Raw genomic sequence first — 17,492 nt, 5'->3', positions numbered from 1 at the left:
TGCCGGCTGCGCTGAGCAGCTTCGCGCCCTGCGCGGCGGCCGCGGCCTGCGCCCCTTCCTTCATCTTCACGAAGAAGGGGTTGGTGTCGGTCTTGGTGATCAGCCCGATCACCGGCGGGTCCGCCGCGTTCGAGATGCCTGCGGCACAGAGGCCCGCGGTGATGGTGAAAGCGATCCGAAGCTGTGTCTTCAACATGAGGCGTCTCCGTGTGCGTCGAGCGGTCGGCGAGCCGACTGCGGATTTTCTTGAGGCCGGCGCCGCGATGCGGGGATGCATGGCGGCGTGAGAAGAATTGTGGGCATGCCGACTTAATAAATCAATTAGATTTATTAGGTACTTTCCCGGGGTCTGGGCGTCCTGTTCGTGYGGCATGCTCGCCTCCCCGGCCGGCTGCAATCCTGTGCTCGCCAGCCATGAATCGATTGGGAGAATGCGATGTTCCTCGTCTGYGGAGAAGCGTTGATGGATGTGTTCGCCAGCGGCGACACGCCCACGGGAATGGCGTTCGATGCGCGTGTCGGCGGCTCACCCTTCAACGTCGCGGTGGGACTGGCGCGTCTGGGGCAGCCCGTGGCCTTCTTCAGCGCGTTGTCGCGCGGCTTTCTCGGCGAGCGCCTGATGCGCGCGCTGCAGGAAGAAGGCGTCGCCACCGCTTCGGTGGCGCGGGTCGACGCCCCCACGACCTTGGGACTGGTGGGGCTCGATGCGCAAGGCGTTCCCTCGTACGCCTTCTACGGCGAAGGCGGCGCCGACCGGCAGCTCGGAGTCGACACACTCACTTCGCTGCCCGCGGACATTCGCGCCGTCCAGATCGGCTCGTACGCCGCGGTGGTCGAGCCCGTTGCCTCCACGCTGCGCGCGCTGGTGGCGCGCGAGCACGCGCGCACGCCGATCTGCTACGACCCCAACATCCGGCTCAACGTCGAGCCCGACCTGGCACGCTGGCGCGACATGCTGCAGTGGATGCTGCCGCGCACGCACCTGCTCAAGATCAGCGAGGAGGACCTCTCGCTGCTGTCGCCCGGCACAGGCCTGCAGCAGTTCGCCGACGATGCGATGGCACGCGGCGTGGGCCTCGTCGTGGTCACGCGCGGCGGCGACGGCGCGGTGGCCTGGACGCGGTCCGGCTCGGTGAGCGTGCCCGCGGTCGCGCTGCCGGTGGTGGACACCGTCGGTGCCGGCGACACCTTCCAGGCGGCGCTGTTGACCTGGCTGGCCGAACACGACAGCCTGTCGATCGGCGCCATCGCCACGTTGTCCGTCGCCCGCCTGCGCATGGCCCTGCAATTCGCCGTCGCCGCGGCAGCCATCACGTGTTCGCGCCGGGGTGCGGACCTGCCGCGGCGCAGCGAGCTCCAGCCCTGAGCGGACTGCAGCCCGTCAGCGCACCAGCAGCACCGGCACCGCGCAGCGCGCCAGCACCTTGGTGGCGACCGAGCCGAGCACCAGGTTCGCCAGGGCGCCCTGGCCATGCGACCCCATGACCAGCAGGTCGAACTTGCCCGACTCGGCGTACGACGCGATCTCCTCCGCCGGATGTCCCACCTTGTGTACGAACCTGGCTTCGATTCCCTCCGCCGCCAGGCGCGCACGCACGGGGTCGAGCACGACCCGGGCATCGTCGTCGTAGTAGCCATGGACGATGTCCGGTCCCGCGAACGCCGCCGCCCGGTGAGGGACCGGAAGGACCGCATGGAACACCGTGAAGTCATGGCCTGCGCCCCAGAACTCCTTGTGCGCGCCCAGGCAGGAGAGCATTCGCTTCGTGTAGTCGCTGCCGTCGACGGCAAGAAGAATCTTCATGGTGTTCTCCTGTCAAGAGTTCTGGAAGGGTTCGATGTTCGTCGAGGCGCCATCCGCATGGCTTGCGCCAGGTCAAGGGCGCAATGCGCCGTCAATCCGAAGCCGGTCACCGCGGTTACCGGGCCCGGGCGAGCCAGCGGTCAAGGAGCGACGCGACATCCAGTGGCTCTTCGGTGGCGACATCCAGCGTCATCGCCCGCTCCTCGCCATCCAGCGCCTCGTGGGTGGCCAACTGCCGCTCCAGCACCGCCAGGTTCGCCTCCGACGCATCGGTACCGCTGGCCCGGCGCGCCACCACCCGCTGGCGCAGCTGCGCTTCGGTGGCCTGGCAGTGAAGGATCGAGAAAGGCACGCGCAGTTCGACCGCCAGCGCCCGGAACGCCATCCGTTCGTCTCGCCGCAGGAAGGCCGCGTCGACGATCACCGGATAGCCGGCCTCCAGTGCCGTGCGCGCGCAGGCCGCCAGCCGCTCGAAGGTCCGTCGGGTGGCTTCGGGGGTGTAGATGTCCACCGCCTGCTCGGTCGATCGCTGCAGGGGTGCCAGGCCGAAGAGCCGCTTGCGCTCGACGTCGGAGCGGATCCGGATCGCGCCCGCGACCGCCAGCAGCTCCGCCGCGATCGTGGATTTCCCCGCGCCGGACAGCCCGTGCGTGATCATCAGGCGGGGCGCCGCAGCCGCGTCGCGCGCCGCAAGCGCCTCGGCGCAGGCGAGATAGTCGGGATCGACCGGCTGCGGGCTTGCGCCGACCGACCGCGCACGCAGGCAGGCCACCATCGCGCGCACCAGCGCCCGATACACCTCGTACACGCGCAAGACCTGCACGCCGGCATAGTCGCCGCTGTGCTGCAGATAGGCGTCGAGAAAGCGGTGCGCGAGGTCGCTGCGCCCGTGCGCCTTCAGGTCCATGGTGAGGAAGGCCGCGTCGCTCATCACATCGATCCAGCGCAGCGCAGGATCGAACTCGAGGCAGTCGAACGCGGTCAGTTCAGCCCCCATGAGCACCACATTGGCCAGATGAAGGTCGCCATGGCATTCGCGCACCGCGTCCTCTCGTTGTCGTCCGATCCATGCCGTGCGAAGCCCCGCGCTCCGCTCGGCCACCCAGGTCCGCAGGGCCTGCAGCCGATCGGCGCCGTATTCGGCCTGCAGGTTCGCCAGCGCGTCGGTCATCGGGCGCAGCACCTGCTCCGGCGCGCCGAACTCCGAGAAGAGCGGCGCGGGCTGCGCTTGCCCATGGAATGCCGCCAACTGCTGCGCGAAACGCACGAGATGCTCCGTCCTCAACCGCCCCGCCAGCAGCAGATTGCGCAGCAGCGCTTCCTCCGGAAAGCGCCGCATGCAGACGGCGAAGTCGATGGCGTCGTCGCCGCCCAGGTGTGGCGCCTCCGCCGAGCCGCACACCGGCACCACTTCGAGGTAGATCGAGGGCGCCAGTCGGCGGTTGAGCCGGAGTTCCTCCTCGCAGAAGTGCTTGCGCGCCGCCAGCGTGCCGAAGTCGACGAAGGACAGGCGAACCGGCTTCTTCAGCTTGTAGGCAAGTTGATCGGTCAGCAGCACCCAGGAGATATGGGTCTCGATCAGCGCGACCGCCTGCCCGGTTTCAGAGCGCAGGTGCTCACGCAGCGCCGTCACCAGCGTGCGATCCGCCCGTGGCATCGCCATCAACGGCGCCCGCCTCCGGCTGGCGTCAGCACCACTGGTGGACCGGGGGGCAACTTGAATCCGTAGAAGCGCTCGTTGAGGTGTGACGTGACTGCAATGATGTCCTCGTCGCTCCAGTTCAGCGAACCTGCGGCTTGCCAGCGCGCCACTTGCGCCTGGAGACTGTTCCAGTCGACGGCCAATCTCCGGTCCCGCCAATGCACCTGCGTCGTGTGGCAGGCGATGCAATGCGTCGCGTACAAGAGTTCTCCGCGCGATTGAGCACCCGCCGGGGTACCGAACAGGACCGCGCCGACCAGAACGCATGCCGCCAGTGGGTGGGTTGACATGGTGTCGCTCCTCGCTTTCAACAGGGCAGGACCGAGAATCGCACACGTGAGGGCTTGCAGCTTGACGCAGCGCAATCGGCACGCAACTCTCTGCTGAATCGCCGCCGATGCTGGCGGGCTTGCGCGCGATCAAGTTCTTGCATGCCCATCGGGCTTAAGGTCATGCTGTTCCCTGGCCGCTTCCGTCTTCGGCGGGATCGCCGATCGGCTCGACAGAAGGGTTCGCGGCTCATCCGTCGGAGAGCAACCATGACATCGAAGAGTCTTCTCGCCGTGTGGATCCTCGTCTTGAGCGCGTCGGCATACGCGACGGACAACACCCCACCCGATCCATTGAATCCGTCACCGACGCCCTCCCAGAAAGCCAGGGACGCCGCGGCCAAGGCAGCTCACGAGGCACAGATCGCCGCGCAAAACGCGGCCGATGCGGCCAAGGCGGCAACCGAGCAGGGCAAGATGGACGCCGGAAAGATCTCCAAGGCCATCGCGGAAGGCATCCGGCGCGCAGCGCAGAAGGCCGCCGAGTCGGCGAACCGCTTCCAGGAGAAGGCCACCGCTTCAGCCGGGAAGGCCCTCGACGCCGCCGAGAAAGCCGTGCGCGAGGCGGAGGAAGAAAGCAGGAAGGCATCGGCGGCGACCAAGGAAGCACTCGACCTGGCCGAAGAAGCGGCGAGAAAGGTGATGGCGTCAAGCAAGGAGGAAGCAGAAAAGGCCGCGCAGTCGACGCGCGACGCATTGCAGAAAGCCGAGGAGGCCACGCGTGCCGCCGCGCTGTCCGCGAGGGATGCCGCGCGGGAGACGGTGGAGGCCGCCAAAGGGTCCAGGTCCACCCCTGCGCAGCCCGCGGGCAAATGACCCGAACGAAGGACCGTGCTTGCAGTCGACTCAATGCGACATCAGCACCGGCAGCGTCATGGATTGGAGGATCGATCGCGTGGCACCGCCCCATACCCATTCGCGCGCGCGACTGTGGCCGTAGCACCCCATCACGAGCAAGTCGGCGCTCATGTCCGCGGCCGTCGACAGAAGCTTCTCGCCGGCATCACCCCCTTCCGGGCCGCCCGGCCGCACGGAGACGCTCACGCCCTGCCGCCTCAGATAGTCCTGCAGGCTCTGCAAGGATGCGCCCGCCGCTTCGCCGTAGCTGACCGCATGCACCGACTCCGCCTGCCTCATCCAGGGCAGCGCCGCCGACACCGCGCGCGCGGCCTCGCGCGATTCCTTCCAGGCCACCAGCACGGTGCGCCCGATGGGGGCGATCGGCCCCGTGTAAGGCAGCACCAACGCGGGCCGGCCGCTCTCGACGAGCACGCTCGGCAGGAAGTCGGCCGGCAGTTCGGCGGCGGCGGGGTCGTCAGCGTCGCGCTGGCCCAGGATCAACAGGTCGGCATACAGGGCGCGCCGGGCGAAGCCCCAGGGCGCATCGCTCATCGGCTCGGCCCAGCGCAGGCGCGGCGAGCCGCCCCCGGCTGCCATGAAAGCCGCATAGGCCTTGTCCCGGCATTCCTGGTCGAGCTCCAGCATGATCGCCACGGCTTCTGCCGCTCCTTCCACCGCATAGGGAAAGCGCATGAGCGCTGACAGCGTGCATGGCAAGCCCGTGACTTCGGCATCGAAGGCCTCGGCCAGTTGCCGGGCGACCTTGACGCGCTCCGCGGTGCGAGCTGAACCGTCCAGGTGAAGCAGGATCGTCTTCGGTGCTTGCATGGGAACTCCTTCGAAATCCAAGTGTGGGATGCAGGCAACTTAGCGCAATCGGCACCGCCTCGCCTTGCGCGGCGTCAAATCACGACGCCTATCCCGCCTGAACTACCGGCGAAGCGCGCGGTCTGAGGCGCGGACGACCGCTTGATCCAGCGCAAGCCCGGCCGCGCTGTTGTTCCTAAAGTAGGCCTATGGGCGCCACGCGCGCGAATCCGGGCGCGGCGACAGCTTCCGCTTCGACCGACCAAGGAAAGGACCCCCTCATGAAATCCGATGCAATGCTGCGAAGCGACATCGTCGCCGAGCTGAACTTCGACCCCGCCATCACGACCGCCGCCACCGACATCGGCATCATCGTCAAGGACGGCGTGGTCACCCTGACCGGCCATCCCGCCAGTCACGCCGAGAAGCACGCCATCGAGCGCGCGGCGCAGCGCGTCAGGGGCGTGAAGGCGCTCGCCATCGAAATGTCGGTCAAGCTTGCGCCCAACTTCGAGCGCACCGACGCCGACATCGCCCTGGCGGCGGAGCGTGCGCTCGAATGGAACGTGCTCGTGCCCGACGAGGCGATCCGTCCGATGGTGGAAAACGGCTGGCTCACGCTCAGCGGTCGGGTCGAATGGGAATACCAGCGCAGGGCCGCCGAAGTCGCCGTGCGCGACCTGCTGGGTGTCAAGGGCGTCACCGACCTGGTCGAGGTGAAGGCAAGGTTCTCGCCGGTCGATATCGAGAAGAAGATCAAGGAGGCCCTGCACCGGCAAGCCGACCGTGATTCAGAGCACATCGAGGTCATCGTCAACGGCGGCCAGGTCACCCTGCGAGGCAGGGTCCGGTCCTGGGCCGAGCGCAAGGCCGCGCAGGGTGCCGCCTGGTCGGCGCCGGGCGTCGCGAGCGTGGTGAACAACCTCCTTGTCGAACCCTGACCATGCGAGTCGCACGGGTCGCTCCCTGCCTCTTCGGATTCTCCGGAGCCCCACATGAGATCGAATGACGGACGGGGGCTGGCAACGATGCAGGCGATGGTCCTTCAGGCCGCCGGCCACCCGCTGCGGATGGAGCAACGCCCGCTCCCGGAGCCTGCCGCCGGTGAGCTGCGTCTTCGGGTGCTGGCCTGCGCGGTCTGCCGCACCGACCTGCACGTGGTCGATGGCGACCTGCCGCTGCCCCTGCTGCCCATCGTGCCGGGCCACGAGATCGTCGGCGAAGTGGAGGCGCTCGGCGCGGGCGTCCGGGGGCATCGCATCGGCGACCGGGTCGGCGTGCCGTGGCTTGGCCACAGCTGCGGGCACTGCGCCTATTGTGCCGCCGGCCGGGAGAACCTTTGCGACACGCCGCGCTTTACCGGCTATCACCGCGACGGCGGTTTCGCAAGCCACGTCGTCGCCGAGGCCGAATTCTGTCTGCCGCTAGGCGGCCTGAACCAGGAGCCGGCCCGGATCGCGCCCTTGCTTTGCGCCGGCCTGATCGGGTGGCGCAGCCTGAAGGCGGCAGGCAATGACGCGCGGCACCTGGGGATCTACGGATTCGGAGCCGCCGCGCACCTGATCGCCCAGGTGGCTGCCGCGCAGGGCCGGCAGGTCTACGCATTCACGCGCCCTGGCGACACATCAGGCCAGGCCTTCGCGAGAACCCTCGGCGCCGCCTGGGCCGGAGGCTCGGACGAAATGCCGGCCCCGCCGCTGGACGCCGCGATCATCTTCGCTCCCGCCGGCGAGTTGGTGCCGCTGGCCTTGCAAGCCGTGCGCAAAGGCGGGCGCGTGGTCTGCGGCGGTATTCACATGAGCGACATTCCCTCGTTCCCGTACCGCTTGCTGTGGGAGGAACGACGGCTCGTGTCGGTGGCCAATCTGACACGCAGCGATGCGCGTGAGTTTCTCGCGCTGGTGCAGTCGCATCCGCCGCAGGTCCACGTCACGACCTACCCGCTGGCGCAGGCCAACGAGGCAATGGCTGACCTGCGGGCCGGCCGCGTGCAGGGTGCCGCGGTGCTGCTCCCCCCAGCGTGACGAATACGACCGCGATCACCGCGATTTGACGGCCGTCAAACCGGGGCAGTCCGAGGGCGGCGAAGATCACCAAGCCCCATCCAACGAACACCTCCCATGACCCCTCTCACTGAATCGGACCGCAAGGCTCTGACCCTGCAACTCGACGGCCTGAAGCGCCGCGTGCTCGACGAGCTTCACAGTGCCTCAGGGCATGCCGGGTCCGGCACGCCCGCCACCGACCATGAGGTCCACAGCCATGCCGACGACGCCGAGGCCGAGCGACTGGACGACGTGCATTTCGCCGAGATCGAGGTCGATCGTGCGAGGCTGCATGACATCGAGCTGGCGCAGCAGCGCATGGTCGACGGCCTCTACGGCATCTGCGCCGACTGCGGCGAGGGGATTCCGCGCGAGCGACTCCTGGCCCAGCCCACGGCCATCCGTTGCGCCGCTTGCCAGACCGAGGCTGAAAGCCGGCATCGCCGCTGAGGGCGCCCGCCCCGACGGCGTGACGTTGCGACACAGCCGGAACTGGGAATAACATGCACCGGTGACCACCCCCACCCACCTCGCGGTCCTCGACGACGAAGCGGACATCACGCAGCTGCTCGCCAGCTACCTCGGGGCCCAAGGCTTTCGCGTCAGCCAGGTTCATTCCGGCGCCGCGCTCATGGCGCTGATGTCGCGCGATGCGCCGGCGCTCGTCCTGCTCGACCTGGGCTTGCCCGGCGAAGATGGCTTCGCGATCGCGCGCCAACTGCGCGAGCACTGGCGGTGCGGGTTGGTGATCGTCACGGGTCGCGGCGACCCGGTGGACAAGGTGGTCGGCCTCGAGGTCGGGGCCGACGACTATGTGACCAAGCCTTTCGATCTGCGCGAACTGGTCGCGCGCATCAGGGCCGTGCTGCGCCGCCTGGCACCTGCGGGGCAGCTCGCACCGGTAAACGCCAACGCCGAGGCCGCAACGCGGCTGCGCTTCGCGCAATGGGAGCTCGACACGGCCGCCCGGCGCCTGCTGGATTCGAGCCGGCAGGAAGTGGCCCTGACCTCAGGAGAATTCGACCTGCTGAACACGCTGGCCACGCATCCGGGCCGGGTGCTGTCGCGGGACTTCCTGCTCGAACACACACGAGGCCGAGACGGTGGCCCCTTCGACCGAACCATCGATGTCCAGATCGGGCGATTGCGCCGAAAGATCGAGGCCGACCCCGACCATCCCCAGATCATCAAATCGGTCCGTGGCGCTGGCTACATCCTGGTTCCCAAGGTCGAGGCGGGCTGACCGTGGGCGTATCCGCTGTTCCGGGGTTCGACGACGAAGCCGTGTTTCGCTCGCTTTTCATGGCCTACCCGGACGCGCTCCTCCTGGTGGATCGGCAAGGACTGATCGGTCTTGCGAATCCCGCCGCGCTGGAGCTTCTGGGCTACGCAAAGGAAGAACTAGTGGGGCTGTGCGTGGACGAACTGGTCCCGGATGCCATCCGGCCGCGCCATTCGACCTATCGCAACGCCTATGCCGACCATCCCCGCGCACGCCCGATGGGCATGCAGATGGACCTGGTGGCCAAGCGGCGCGACGGCAGCGAAGTGATGGTCGAGATCGCACTGAGTCCGCTGCAGAATCACGGCCTGCCCTACGTGGTCGCCGCGATCCGCGCGGTGGGCGCGTATCCCCGCGTGAAGCAGGCCCTGCAGCGTGCCCGCTACGCCGAATACCTCGCGCAGTTCGGGCGCCATGCAGTGGATGCCCGCGACTCGAAGGCACTCCTGCCGCTCGTGCCGGAAATCGCGGCGGAAGCCTTGCAAGTCGAGATGGCCAAGATCCTGCTGCTGGAGCCGAGCGGCCTTGCGTTCCGCATCGTCGCCGGCGTGGGCCTTCTGCCAGAGGAAACGATCGGCCATCGGATCCCGAACGAGCCCGGTTCCCCGTCCGGCTACGTGGTGGCTCGGGGCCAGCCGGTGCTGATCGGCGACTATGCGCAGGAGGCGCGCTTTGCGATTCCGTCCCACTACCTCAAGGCCGGCATGGTCTGCGAACTCTCCGTGCCGCTGGCGGACCGGGGCCGCGCCATCGGAACGCTGGCGGTTCGTTCGCGCACCCCGCAACGCTTCGGCGATGACGAGGTGCGCTTCCTGGAGTCCCTGTCGAGCATGCTTGCCACCGTGCTGCAGCGCGAGAGCAGCGAGGAAGCGCTCAACCATGCCCAGCGGCTCGAGAGCGTCGGCCAATTGACGGGCGGCGTCGCGCACGATTTCAACAACCTGCTGACCGTGATCTCGGGCAACCTGCAGGTGCTCGCAGAGGCCCCCGCGTACGCCGCCGATCCCTTCGTGCAGCAACTCGTCGGCGCTGCCGCGCGCGCCACCCGCCGCGGCGCCGAACTGACGAGTAAGCTGCTTGCATTCTCGCGACGCCAGGTCCTTCAACCTGCGATCGTCGACATCGCCGCGCTGCTGCGGTCGCTGACCGACATGCTGAGGCGCACGCTCGACCAGCGCATCGTCATCACGCTCGACACCGAAGATGCACTCTGCATGGCGGATCCGGTCCAGCTCGAATCTGCGCTGCTGAACGTGGCCATCAATGCACGCGACGCGATGCCGCAGGGGGGCACGCTGTCGTTCACCTGCGGCACGGTGCCTGCATTGCCGGATGAACTGAATGCTCCACAGGACCGATCCGCCGAGGAAGGCTACGTGTCGATTGCCATTTCGGACACCGGCGAAGGCATGTCCGAGAGCGTCAAGCTGCGCGCTTTCGAGCCCTTCTTCACCACCAAGGACAGCGGCCGCGGCACCGGCCTCGGCCTGTCCACCGTCTACGGCTTCGCCAAGCAGTCGCGTGGTGCCGTCAGCCTGGCGAGTGCCACCGGCGCGGGGACGACCGTCACGATCTTCCTGCCGCGCGTCGAGGGAGGCCGGGCGACCGACGAGAAGCTCGGGACCGCGACGAGTGAAGTGCCCCCGGGACTGCGCGTCCTGTTGGTGGAGGACGATGCGGAGGTTCGCGGCGTGGTCCAGAAGTTCCTGGCCTCGATGGCCTGCGAGGTCACCGCCTGCGCCGACGGCGAGGAAGCCTTGCGCGTGCTTGCATCGGATCCGTCCATCGGCCTGTTGCTCACCGACATCCTGCTCGGCGCGGGCCTGCGGGGCACCCAGCTGGCGGATGCCGCACACGCGCTGTGGCCCGGCCTTCCGGTGCTGCTGATGTCCGGCTACTCCGGAGAGCTGCTCGGCGAGTTCCACGTCCGGGACCTGCTGCGCAAACCCTTCACGCAAGCGGACCTCGAGCAGGCCATTGCGCGGGTGCTCGACGGCGCTCAGTGAAGAGCGCCGGCCATCGGCACGGCCGTGCGCTGGATGAAGGCCGTGAGTGCCTCCACCTGCGGAATGTGGATGTCGCGCCGGCCCTTCTCGGTGAACCGGATCACGTCCCCCCGCGCCAGCCGTGACAGCGCCCGGCTCACGGTCTCCAGCGTCATCCCGAGGTAGTTGCCGATTTCGGCACGCGTCATGCGCAGCGTGATCTGGTCAGTGCGCAGGCCCCGCTGCGCCAGCGCATCGGCCCAGTAGCGAAGGAAGCCCGCGACGCGCGCATCGGCGGGCAGCGTGCACAAGGACAGCATCGAATCGTGATCGCGGGTGAGTTCACGGCTCATGGCCTCGTGCAGCGCGGTCAGCAGCGCCGGTGCGCGCACGGCCGCCTGGATCAGCGTCTCGTATCGGATGGCCCAGATCTCCCCGGTGTCCATCGCCACCGCGTCGCACGCGTAGTGGGCCGTCGCAATGCCGTCGAGGCCGAGCCAGTCGCCCCTGAAGTACAGACCGACCACCTGTTCGCGCCCTTCCCCGGACAGGTTGACCATCTTGAAGTAGCCGGAATTCACGACATAGAGGCACCCGAACTCCTGGCCCACCTGGTACACCGTGTCGCCGGCACGGACGATGCGCCGGTGGATCGGAAAACTGTCCTGGAGCAGTTGCAGCGTGTCGGCGATGCGCCGAACGACAGACCCTGTGCACTTCGGAAAGCTCGCTTCAGTCATCACCGGCTCCTTGCAGATCGATGGGCAAAGCTTAGGAAGCGTGTGCAACAGAAGCGCCAATGCCATGGTGTCCTCGGTAACAGCAGGTGAATGCTTTGTGTCCGAACGGTATCGGCAAGGCGCGCAGCGAGATGTTGATGGCCGTCAATGCCGCAACGGGCAAACGTCATACCGTCACCGTTGTGAAAGACATTCACTCCTTTCCCTCCCGCAGCTTGTCGATCGATGAGCCGCTGCTCGCAGGAAGAATCGCGGCCCTCTTCGCCGCCGCCCGGCGCCTGCGAGCGGATGCGCATTCGGGGGCGGTCGGCAAGACCTTGCGCGGCAAGAACCTGGCATTGCTTCAGACCGTGCCCCCGGGACGCGAGACTTCGCCCCTTCATCGCGCCGCCCAGGATCTCGGCGTCCGGGTCGCCGAGGTGCGTTTCGAGACCGGCGGGCCGACCCAGCCCGACATCGGCACTCTCGCCCGCCTCCTGGGGCGCATGTATGACGCCATCGACTGCGGAGCGCTGCCACCGCCCACGGTGCAAAGGATCGAACTGGAGGCCGGCGTTCCCGTCTATGCCGGACTGGGCCTGGACGATCACCCTGCCAGGGTGCTGGCCGATCTCATGACACTTTGCGAGCATGGCTCGCCGCCGGTGCCACCGGGGACCATCCTGTTCCTCGGAGACTCGCAGACGGGGCGCAGCCGCGCCTTCCTGTCGGCCGCGCGGGAGATGGGCTTTGCGCTGCACGTGGCCGAGCCCGGGGGTTCGGCGTCGAACGAGGCGACTTTCGTGGTCGACGCCATGCACTCCCCGCATTGGTCGCTGCATGGGTCAGGCCACCCGATCGACGAGGCCCGGCGATCGGAAAACCATCGTTGCGTGATGCAAATCGTGCTGCTCGACACCATGGCCCAGGCCTGACCCGCGCTCAGGGCGGAGCCGCAACGACGCGCAACACCTTGCCGCTGCGTCCGGCGCGGCCGGGCTCGCCGCTGCGGCAATGGACGTGCACGTCCACGGCACCCTGGGATTCGAGGAATTCGCCAAGCACCCGCTGCGCCCGCTGCAGCGCGAGTTCGGCCTCCCTGCCGCGCAGGCCGGTGCGCAGCAGCAACTCGCAGGGGCCCTCCTGCACCAGCTGAAAGTCGAACAGGCCGGCATCCTCTTCGAGCTTCGTGCTCAGTGCCAGGGGAAGCACACTGACCGAACCCGACCCGGCGCGGCCCAGATGCAGCGTGTCCTCGCTGCGGCCCTGGACTTCGATGACGGGCAGGCAGGAGCCGCATCTGCATGCCCGTGCCTGCACGGTGACGCGGTCGCCCAGGTCGTAGCGGATCAAGGGCTGCACATGGTTCGCCAGGTTGGTGAGCAGCGTCGTCGCACCCGCCTCGCCGGGCGCGGCAGCGCGGCCCTGCGCGTCCACCGGCTCGAGGATCACCCAGTCGCTGTTGAGATGCAGGCGGCCGTGTTCGCACTCGGACGCCAGCGACAGGAACTCCGAGGCGCCGTAGCTGTTGACCACGGGGCAGTCGAAAGCCCGCTGCACGAATTCGCGCTTGGCCGCCGACAGGTCTTCACCGCCGGTCCAGACTTCGTGCGGTGACTGTCGCAGCCGTCCGTCCATGCGTGCTTCGGCCAGCAGCACCGCGGCGCTCGGATAGGTCGCGATCACCGTCGGGGCAAAGGCGTTCAGTTCCGCCACCATGCCCTTGGCGGGCTGCAGGAACGAGATGCCGCGCAGGCGGCTCGACAACGCCGGGTTGAGCCGCCGCAGGCGCTCGATCGAGACCGTGCTGGCGAAGTGCCCGCCGGTCGCACCGACGAAGGCGATGCGCTCGCCCAGGCCCCAGGGGTCCAGCAGCCGCTGCATCGGACGCAGCACGGGCCGCCGCAGGGCCTCCAGTGCATCGTAGACCGCCATCGCCTTCGCATCCTGCACGAAGATGCCGGGCTCGCCGCTGCTGCCCGAGCTCTCCCACACCGTGTAGCGTCCGAGGAAGGGCTCGGCGATGCGCCGGCGATCAGCCACGAAGCGGCGCAGTCCGTCCAGCCGAAGACGGGCGTCCGTCACCCATTCATCGAAATGCAGCATCAGCTCGGTCTTGTGCGCGACCGGCAGATCCTCCAGGCGCAGGCTGCCGAGGTCGCGGCCCTTGAGCAGGCGCCGGTACAGCGGCGAACGCAGCGTCGCCGCTGCAAGCAGTTCACCGAGGCGTCGTGCCCGCCGGGCTTTCATTGCGTCGGCAGGCGCGTGCGAGACCAGCGCGACGTCGGCCGCCACGGTGCCGGACAACCAGAGATCGAGCGGGGGCGATGGGACCGTGTTCATGACATCCTTGCGGGACGCAGCAGCGCCGCCAGGTCCACGCCCATGGCACGGGTCAGCGCGACGGTTCCGTCGAGATCAAGCCCCGTGTCGGCGCACGGATGCTGGCAGCTGCCGATGCCGGCTGTGCCGCCGAGGAATTGAATGCGCAATCGTCTCTCCTTGGGGATCGGAGCCTGGCAGTCGGCGGGCATCTCGACCTGACGGTCATCAAGGACGCGCGGCTTCGCGCCTTGCAGGGTGTTTCCTGCGCCGAAGGCCGGTCGGATCCGACCCTCCTGTGTACGCCTGCGGACACGGTCGCGCAACTGATTTCCGAGGGGCGGCTGCGCCTGCTGGCCGACGGGCTATCGAACAAGGAACTGAGCCGCAACCTGTTCATCAGCGCGCACCTTCCCCAAAGGGCAGTAGACGGCGAGCTCGGGCGCGCTCAAAGTACTTGGGGACCGATGAGCATCAGCACCCTGCCTATGCAGCGGTCGTCGATGAGGACCAAAGCCTTTACCCATCACTCGCGTCAGCCTCGCGGCAGGAGACGGCGCGATGGACTCGGTCGAGGATCTGCAAAGCGGACTTCAAAAGGGCCTCTCAGGCAGGCTCCCTGGGTCCCAACCCGTTCTGGAGAATTTGAATGAACCTCAACCTGAAAAGAACCGGTCATCGGCTGGGCTATGCCTTGCTGGCGGCCTCGACACTGCTGGCATCCCATCGCATTGCACTGGCCCAAGAGACATCGGCGCCGGTCGCAGCACCCGCGAAGGCGTTCAAGGACGAGCGCGCCCTCCGTCTGCTCAAGGCCATGAGTGACACGCTGGCCGGGGCGAAAACCCTTGGATTCAAGGTCCGCGGCATCGTCCCGATGCCCTCTCCGACCGGGCAGTACGTCAGCCTGTTCGCTTCTTCGCGCGTGGTGATGCAGCGGCCCGACAAGCTGTTCGTGGCGGCGCGCGGAGACCTGTTCCCGAGCGACATCGTCTACGACGGCAAGACGGTGACCGCCATCGGCGTGGACCGCAAGTTCTATGCGCAACGCGAGGCAGCGGGCGGCGCCATCGAATCGCTCATGAAGAGCGAGCTGCCGGGGTCCGACGCCACGACGCCGTTTCTGGATCTTCTCGTTCCGGACCCCTATGCGTTCTTGACGAAGGATCTTTCCAGCGCGATCTGGGTCGGTCAGTCGACCGTCGGCGGCGTCAAGACGGATCACCTGGCGTTCACTGCCGAGGGACTGGACTGGGAAATATGGATCGGCGCCATCGACAAGCTGCCGCGCCTGATGGTCATTTCCTACCGCAGCGGCGATCGTCAACCGACGTTCACCGTGGAGTTCTCTGACTGGAAGCTCGGCGCACCCGTGGCGTCGCAGACCTTCAACGCGTCCATCCCCAAGGGTTCGGTGAAGCTCGAGTTCAAGCAGATCGAACAAGTCAAGTGATCACGCAAAGGACCATGTGATGAAGCAAATCAAGACACTCGCCATCAGCGTCGCGATCGTGACCGGCACGCTCGCTCCCTTGTCTGCTGCGAATGCATGGGTCGCCGCTGCGGGCGGCTGGCGCGGCGGCGCTGTTGCGGTCGGTGGCGTGCACCGTCCCTACTATCACCCCTACTACCGTCCCCCCGGCTGCTACGGCTGCGGTGCTGCCGCCGGTGCGGTCGCCGGCATGGCGGTGGGCGCCGCGATCGCGACCGCGGCGCGCCCCGCCACGGTCGTGGTCCAACAGCCAGCGGCCATCGTCGTCCAGCAGCCCGCCTATGGGGTCCACCCCAACTTGCCGATCGGCACTCAGATGGCCAACGTGCCCGGTGGGGCGAAGGACATGGTCGTGAACGGCACCCACTACTACCAGGCCGGTCCGAATTGGTACAAGCCCTATTTCGGGTCCAGCGGCGTCTACTACGAAGTCGTGCCTGCACCTTAGGGCCGGCCCGACCTGGCAGTGCGGGTTCGGGCGCCGCGTCAAGTCGTCCGTCGTCGAAGAACTATTTCTTGGCCAGTGCCGCGGGATCCACGGAGAGAGYCAGCGCCTCGGCGTACACGGCATGGATCTGGTCGCCCACCCTGATCAGCCTCATTTGGCCGGGGTCGCGTACCTTCAGATCGACGACTTGCTTCTGTCCGCGCAGCGTGACCGTCTTTGCCCGGGCATTGACGGCGATCACGTCGGCGGTGACTTCGACCTGCTGCGCGACCGTTCCTGCCGGCCAATCGCCTGCCGCGGCTCGCGCGGCGTCCTCGGTCCGGACGCTGCTGAGAAGTTCCTTGCCGTCCTTCCTGAGTGTGAGCGACAGCGCGTCCAGATAACGCACCGTGACGCGGTCTCCGACCTTGACTTGCGCGAGGTTGCGTACATCGGGACCGGCCGTCAGGGGGAGCACCCTGCCCTTGCGGCCCTTGAGCACAACCCGACGCTGCATCAGATCGACTGCCTCGACAGTGCCGGTGATCTTCGTGGCGCGGGCGAGCGTCGCCTTGCCTGACATCGGTTCCGCCATCGCCACGGTAAGGGCGACTTGCTTCTGCTGTGCGGGAGCAGGCATCGAGAGTGCGCTCAGCAGCCAGGCGATGAGGAGATTCCGTTGATGGTTCAAGCTGAAGTTCAGTGTGAGAATCGGCGGTGAAAACGGCAACAGCCCAGACCGTTCATCAACGAAAGATCGCGTCGAAATGAAATCCTGGATCGGCTCCGGCAAGTGGCGTCACAGAACCCTCGACCAGGCCGCGCAACTCGGCATCAGCAGCTGCTGCCAAGCTCGGTCTTGCTCTTGCGCAGCGGCTTGATGTCGCGGGCCATCAGCGGCGCGACCACCCGGCGGGTGAACGTGCGCATGTCGGCGTCGGTGTCGTCGCCGTTCCATGAGACCTCGAAGGACAGCTCGCCGCGCGGCAGACTCCAGCGTTCGATCTTGATGTGGTCTGCCTCGATGCGCAGGACCTGGCTGCTACAGCCGAAAGGCTTTGCCGCGAACCGGACCGGCAGCACGTTCGCGAGCGAGCCGCCGGCATCGCAACTGCGCGAATAGCTCTTCTGCGGCAGGCCTTCGGCCGTGAAGCCGATGTCGATCTCGGTCTTGTGCTTCGTGTACGGCTCGAACGGGCAGCGCCAGGCGGCGAGCGGGCCGCTGGCCGGGAACGGTACGTCGCTTCGCAGCTTGTACATGGCCTCGGTCCGCGGTCCGAAGCTGCGTTCCCGCGCGATGGCGCGGGTGCCCGGCGGCAGGTCGGTCGGCTGCACCACCGAGAAGTAGCGCACCGTGAACGCCTTCCGCTTGCCGTGCGAGAGATCGAGCAAGGCCACGACCTCCTCCATGCTTCGCGGACCGCCTTCCGATGGGTCCCAGCGGACCGCGAACTCGGCACCGTCGGCGGCGAGGGCCGCATGTGCCAGCAGCGGCCATGCCGCCGCGGCGACCAGTGTCCGGGCGAAGCTTGCAGACGTCGCCGCCATTCAGTGCTTCTTTCCCTTGTGCTTCTTCGGCTTGTCCGCCACGGGCCCGCCGCCGACGTCGTTGAGCACCAGCTTGCTCGGATCGAGCTGGCGCTTCTGCAGGTCATGGAGAAGGCCGGCGTCGCTGAGGTCGATCTTGTGCGAGGACGCCCAGTCGCGACGCGCAGTGTCCTCGAGGCGCTGCACCGTC

General features: G+C 67.6%; 20 protein-coding genes and 3 pseudogenes. 11 read left to right on the top strand and 12 right to left on the bottom strand.

Annotation, left to right across the window (positions count from 1 at the left end):
* Positions 1-196 (bottom strand): annotated as a pseudogene (locus AC1D2K_RS12455) (sugar ABC transporter substrate-binding protein); the annotation flags it as partial.
* Positions 197-436: 240 nt separating this feature from the next.
* On the opposite strand from AC1D2K_RS12455, the gene AC1D2K_RS12450 reads away from it, so the two are divergent.
* Positions 437-1,366: a carbohydrate kinase family protein gene (locus AC1D2K_RS12450; protein WP_478089141.1), complete on the top strand. Its 930-nt coding sequence runs from the start codon at positions 437-439 to the stop codon at positions 1,364-1,366.
* 15 nt (positions 1,367-1,381) lie between these two features.
* Here AC1D2K_RS12450 and AC1D2K_RS12445 read toward each other — a convergent pair whose 3' ends face one another.
* From AC1D2K_RS12445 to AC1D2K_RS12435, 3 genes are all read right to left on the bottom strand, one after another.
* Positions 1,382-1,804 carry a universal stress protein gene (locus tag AC1D2K_RS12445; RefSeq protein WP_478089140.1) on the bottom strand — a complete coding sequence of 141 codons (423 nt, stop codon included), beginning with the start codon at positions 1,802-1,804 and terminating at the stop codon, positions 1,382-1,384.
* A gap of 115 nt (positions 1,805-1,919) precedes the next feature.
* Positions 1,920-3,467 carry a bifunctional aminoglycoside phosphotransferase/ATP-binding protein gene (locus AC1D2K_RS12440; RefSeq protein ID WP_478089139.1) on the bottom strand — a complete coding sequence of 516 codons (1,548 nt, stop codon included), beginning with the start codon at positions 3,465-3,467 and terminating at the stop codon, positions 1,920-1,922.
* Positions 3,467-3,796, bottom strand: coding sequence for a cytochrome C (locus AC1D2K_RS12435; RefSeq protein WP_478089138.1), 330 nt, complete (start codon positions 3,794-3,796; stop codon positions 3,467-3,469). Before AC1D2K_RS12435 ends, AC1D2K_RS12440 begins: the two co-directional genes overlap by 1 nt.
* A 249-nt stretch (positions 3,797-4,045) precedes the next feature.
* Here AC1D2K_RS12435 and AC1D2K_RS12430 point away from each other — a divergent pair, with 249 nt between their 5' ends.
* Positions 4,046-4,651, top strand: coding sequence for a hypothetical protein (locus AC1D2K_RS12430; protein ID WP_478089137.1), 606 nt, complete (start codon positions 4,046-4,048; stop codon positions 4,649-4,651).
* A gap of 30 nt (positions 4,652-4,681) precedes the next feature.
* Here the strand turns inward: AC1D2K_RS12430 and AC1D2K_RS12425 are convergent, their stop codons facing one another.
* Positions 4,682-5,503, bottom strand: coding sequence for a universal stress protein (locus tag AC1D2K_RS12425; protein ID WP_478089136.1), 822 nt, complete (start codon positions 5,501-5,503; stop codon positions 4,682-4,684).
* Between the two features lie 188 nt (positions 5,504-5,691).
* Here AC1D2K_RS12425 and AC1D2K_RS12420 point away from each other — a divergent pair.
* Positions 5,692-6,144 (top strand): annotated as a pseudogene (locus AC1D2K_RS12420) (BON domain-containing protein); the annotation flags it as partial.
* Here AC1D2K_RS12420 and AC1D2K_RS12415 read toward each other — a convergent pair.
* Positions 6,076-6,255: pseudogene (locus AC1D2K_RS12415) on the bottom strand (hypothetical protein); the annotation flags it as partial. The pseudogenes AC1D2K_RS12420 and AC1D2K_RS12415 sit on opposite strands and share 69 nt — an antisense overlap.
* Here AC1D2K_RS12415 and AC1D2K_RS12410 point away from each other — a divergent pair.
* From AC1D2K_RS12410 to AC1D2K_RS12390, 5 genes are all read left to right on the top strand, one after another.
* The gene (locus tag AC1D2K_RS12410) at positions 6,199-6,423 is read left to right on the top strand and encodes a BON domain-containing protein (protein WP_478089143.1); all 225 of its coding nucleotides are present in this window, start codon (positions 6,199-6,201) and stop codon (positions 6,421-6,423) included. The pseudogene AC1D2K_RS12415 and the gene AC1D2K_RS12410 sit on opposite strands and share 57 nt — an antisense overlap.
* A gap of 87 nt (positions 6,424-6,510) precedes the next feature.
* On the top strand, positions 6,511-7,506 hold the full coding sequence (locus AC1D2K_RS12405; protein WP_478089142.1) for a zinc-dependent alcohol dehydrogenase family protein: 996 nt from the start codon (positions 6,511-6,513) through the stop codon (positions 7,504-7,506).
* Positions 7,507-7,602: 96 nt separating this feature from the next.
* Positions 7,603-7,977: a TraR/DksA family transcriptional regulator gene (locus AC1D2K_RS12400; RefSeq protein WP_478089135.1), complete on the top strand. Its 375-nt coding sequence runs from the start codon at positions 7,603-7,605 to the stop codon at positions 7,975-7,977.
* Positions 7,978-8,038: 61 nt separating this feature from the next.
* Positions 8,039-8,770 (top strand): winged helix-turn-helix domain-containing protein, encoded by a 732-nt coding sequence (locus tag AC1D2K_RS12395; protein WP_478089134.1) that lies wholly within the window; start codon positions 8,039-8,041, stop codon positions 8,768-8,770.
* 41 nt (positions 8,771-8,811) lie between these two features.
* Positions 8,812-10,815, top strand: coding sequence for a PAS domain S-box protein (locus AC1D2K_RS12390; RefSeq protein ID WP_478089133.1), 2,004 nt, complete (start codon positions 8,812-8,814; stop codon positions 10,813-10,815).
* Here AC1D2K_RS12390 and AC1D2K_RS12385 read toward each other — a convergent pair.
* Positions 10,809-11,534, bottom strand: coding sequence for a Crp/Fnr family transcriptional regulator (locus tag AC1D2K_RS12385; protein ID WP_478089132.1), 726 nt, complete (start codon positions 11,532-11,534; stop codon positions 10,809-10,811). The genes AC1D2K_RS12390 and AC1D2K_RS12385 overlap by 7 nt on opposite strands.
* A 131-nt stretch (positions 11,535-11,665) precedes the next feature.
* Here AC1D2K_RS12385 and AC1D2K_RS12380 point away from each other — a divergent pair, with 131 nt between their 5' ends.
* The gene (locus tag AC1D2K_RS12380; RefSeq protein ID WP_478089131.1) at positions 11,666-12,448 is read left to right on the top strand and encodes a Rossmann-fold NAD(P)-binding domain-containing protein; all 783 of its coding nucleotides are present in this window, start codon (positions 11,666-11,668) and stop codon (positions 12,446-12,448) included.
* 7 nt (positions 12,449-12,455) lie between these two features.
* Here AC1D2K_RS12380 and AC1D2K_RS12375 read toward each other — a convergent pair whose 3' ends face one another.
* Together AC1D2K_RS12375 and AC1D2K_RS12370 are read right to left on the bottom strand one after the other, a co-directional pair.
* Positions 12,456-13,856 carry a phenylacetate--CoA ligase family protein gene (locus AC1D2K_RS12375; RefSeq protein WP_478089130.1) on the bottom strand — a complete coding sequence of 467 codons (1,401 nt, stop codon included), beginning with the start codon at positions 13,854-13,856 and terminating at the stop codon, positions 12,456-12,458.
* The gene (locus tag AC1D2K_RS12370) at positions 13,853-14,005 is read right to left on the bottom strand and encodes a hypothetical protein (protein ID WP_478089129.1); all 153 of its coding nucleotides are present in this window, start codon (positions 14,003-14,005) and stop codon (positions 13,853-13,855) included. The genes AC1D2K_RS12375 and AC1D2K_RS12370 overlap by 4 nt, the downstream gene beginning before the upstream one ends.
* Before the next feature lie 479 nt (positions 14,006-14,484).
* On the opposite strand from AC1D2K_RS12370, the gene AC1D2K_RS12365 reads away from it, so the two are divergent.
* Together AC1D2K_RS12365 and AC1D2K_RS12360 are read left to right on the top strand one after the other, a co-directional pair.
* A complete protein-coding gene (locus AC1D2K_RS12365) occupies positions 14,485-15,288 on the top strand; it encodes a DUF2092 domain-containing protein (protein WP_478089128.1) in 804 nt (267 codons plus the stop codon).
* Positions 15,289-15,307: 19 nt separating this feature from the next.
* The gene (locus AC1D2K_RS12360; protein ID WP_478089127.1) at positions 15,308-15,775 is read left to right on the top strand and encodes a hypothetical protein; all 468 of its coding nucleotides are present in this window, start codon (positions 15,308-15,310) and stop codon (positions 15,773-15,775) included.
* Positions 15,776-15,836: 61 nt separating this feature from the next.
* Here the strand turns inward: AC1D2K_RS12360 and AC1D2K_RS12355 are convergent, their stop codons facing one another.
* From AC1D2K_RS12355 to AC1D2K_RS12345, 3 genes are all read right to left on the bottom strand, one after another.
* The gene (locus tag AC1D2K_RS12355; protein WP_478089126.1) at positions 15,837-16,547 is read right to left on the bottom strand and encodes a hypothetical protein; all 711 of its coding nucleotides are present in this window, start codon (positions 16,545-16,547) and stop codon (positions 15,837-15,839) included.
* Positions 16,548-16,588: 41 nt separating this feature from the next.
* Positions 16,589-17,302, bottom strand: coding sequence for a hypothetical protein (locus AC1D2K_RS12350; protein ID WP_478089125.1), 714 nt, complete (start codon positions 17,300-17,302; stop codon positions 16,589-16,591).
* On the bottom strand, positions 17,303-17,492 hold a 190-nt coding region (locus AC1D2K_RS12345), incomplete at its 5' end, for a hypothetical protein (RefSeq protein ID WP_478089124.1).

It is taken from the genome of Variovorax sp. P1_H12_2, from assembly GCF_056405335.1.
The sequence above is the reverse complement of the archived record's forward strand: the minus strand, read 5'-3'. Positions and strand labels throughout refer to the sequence as shown.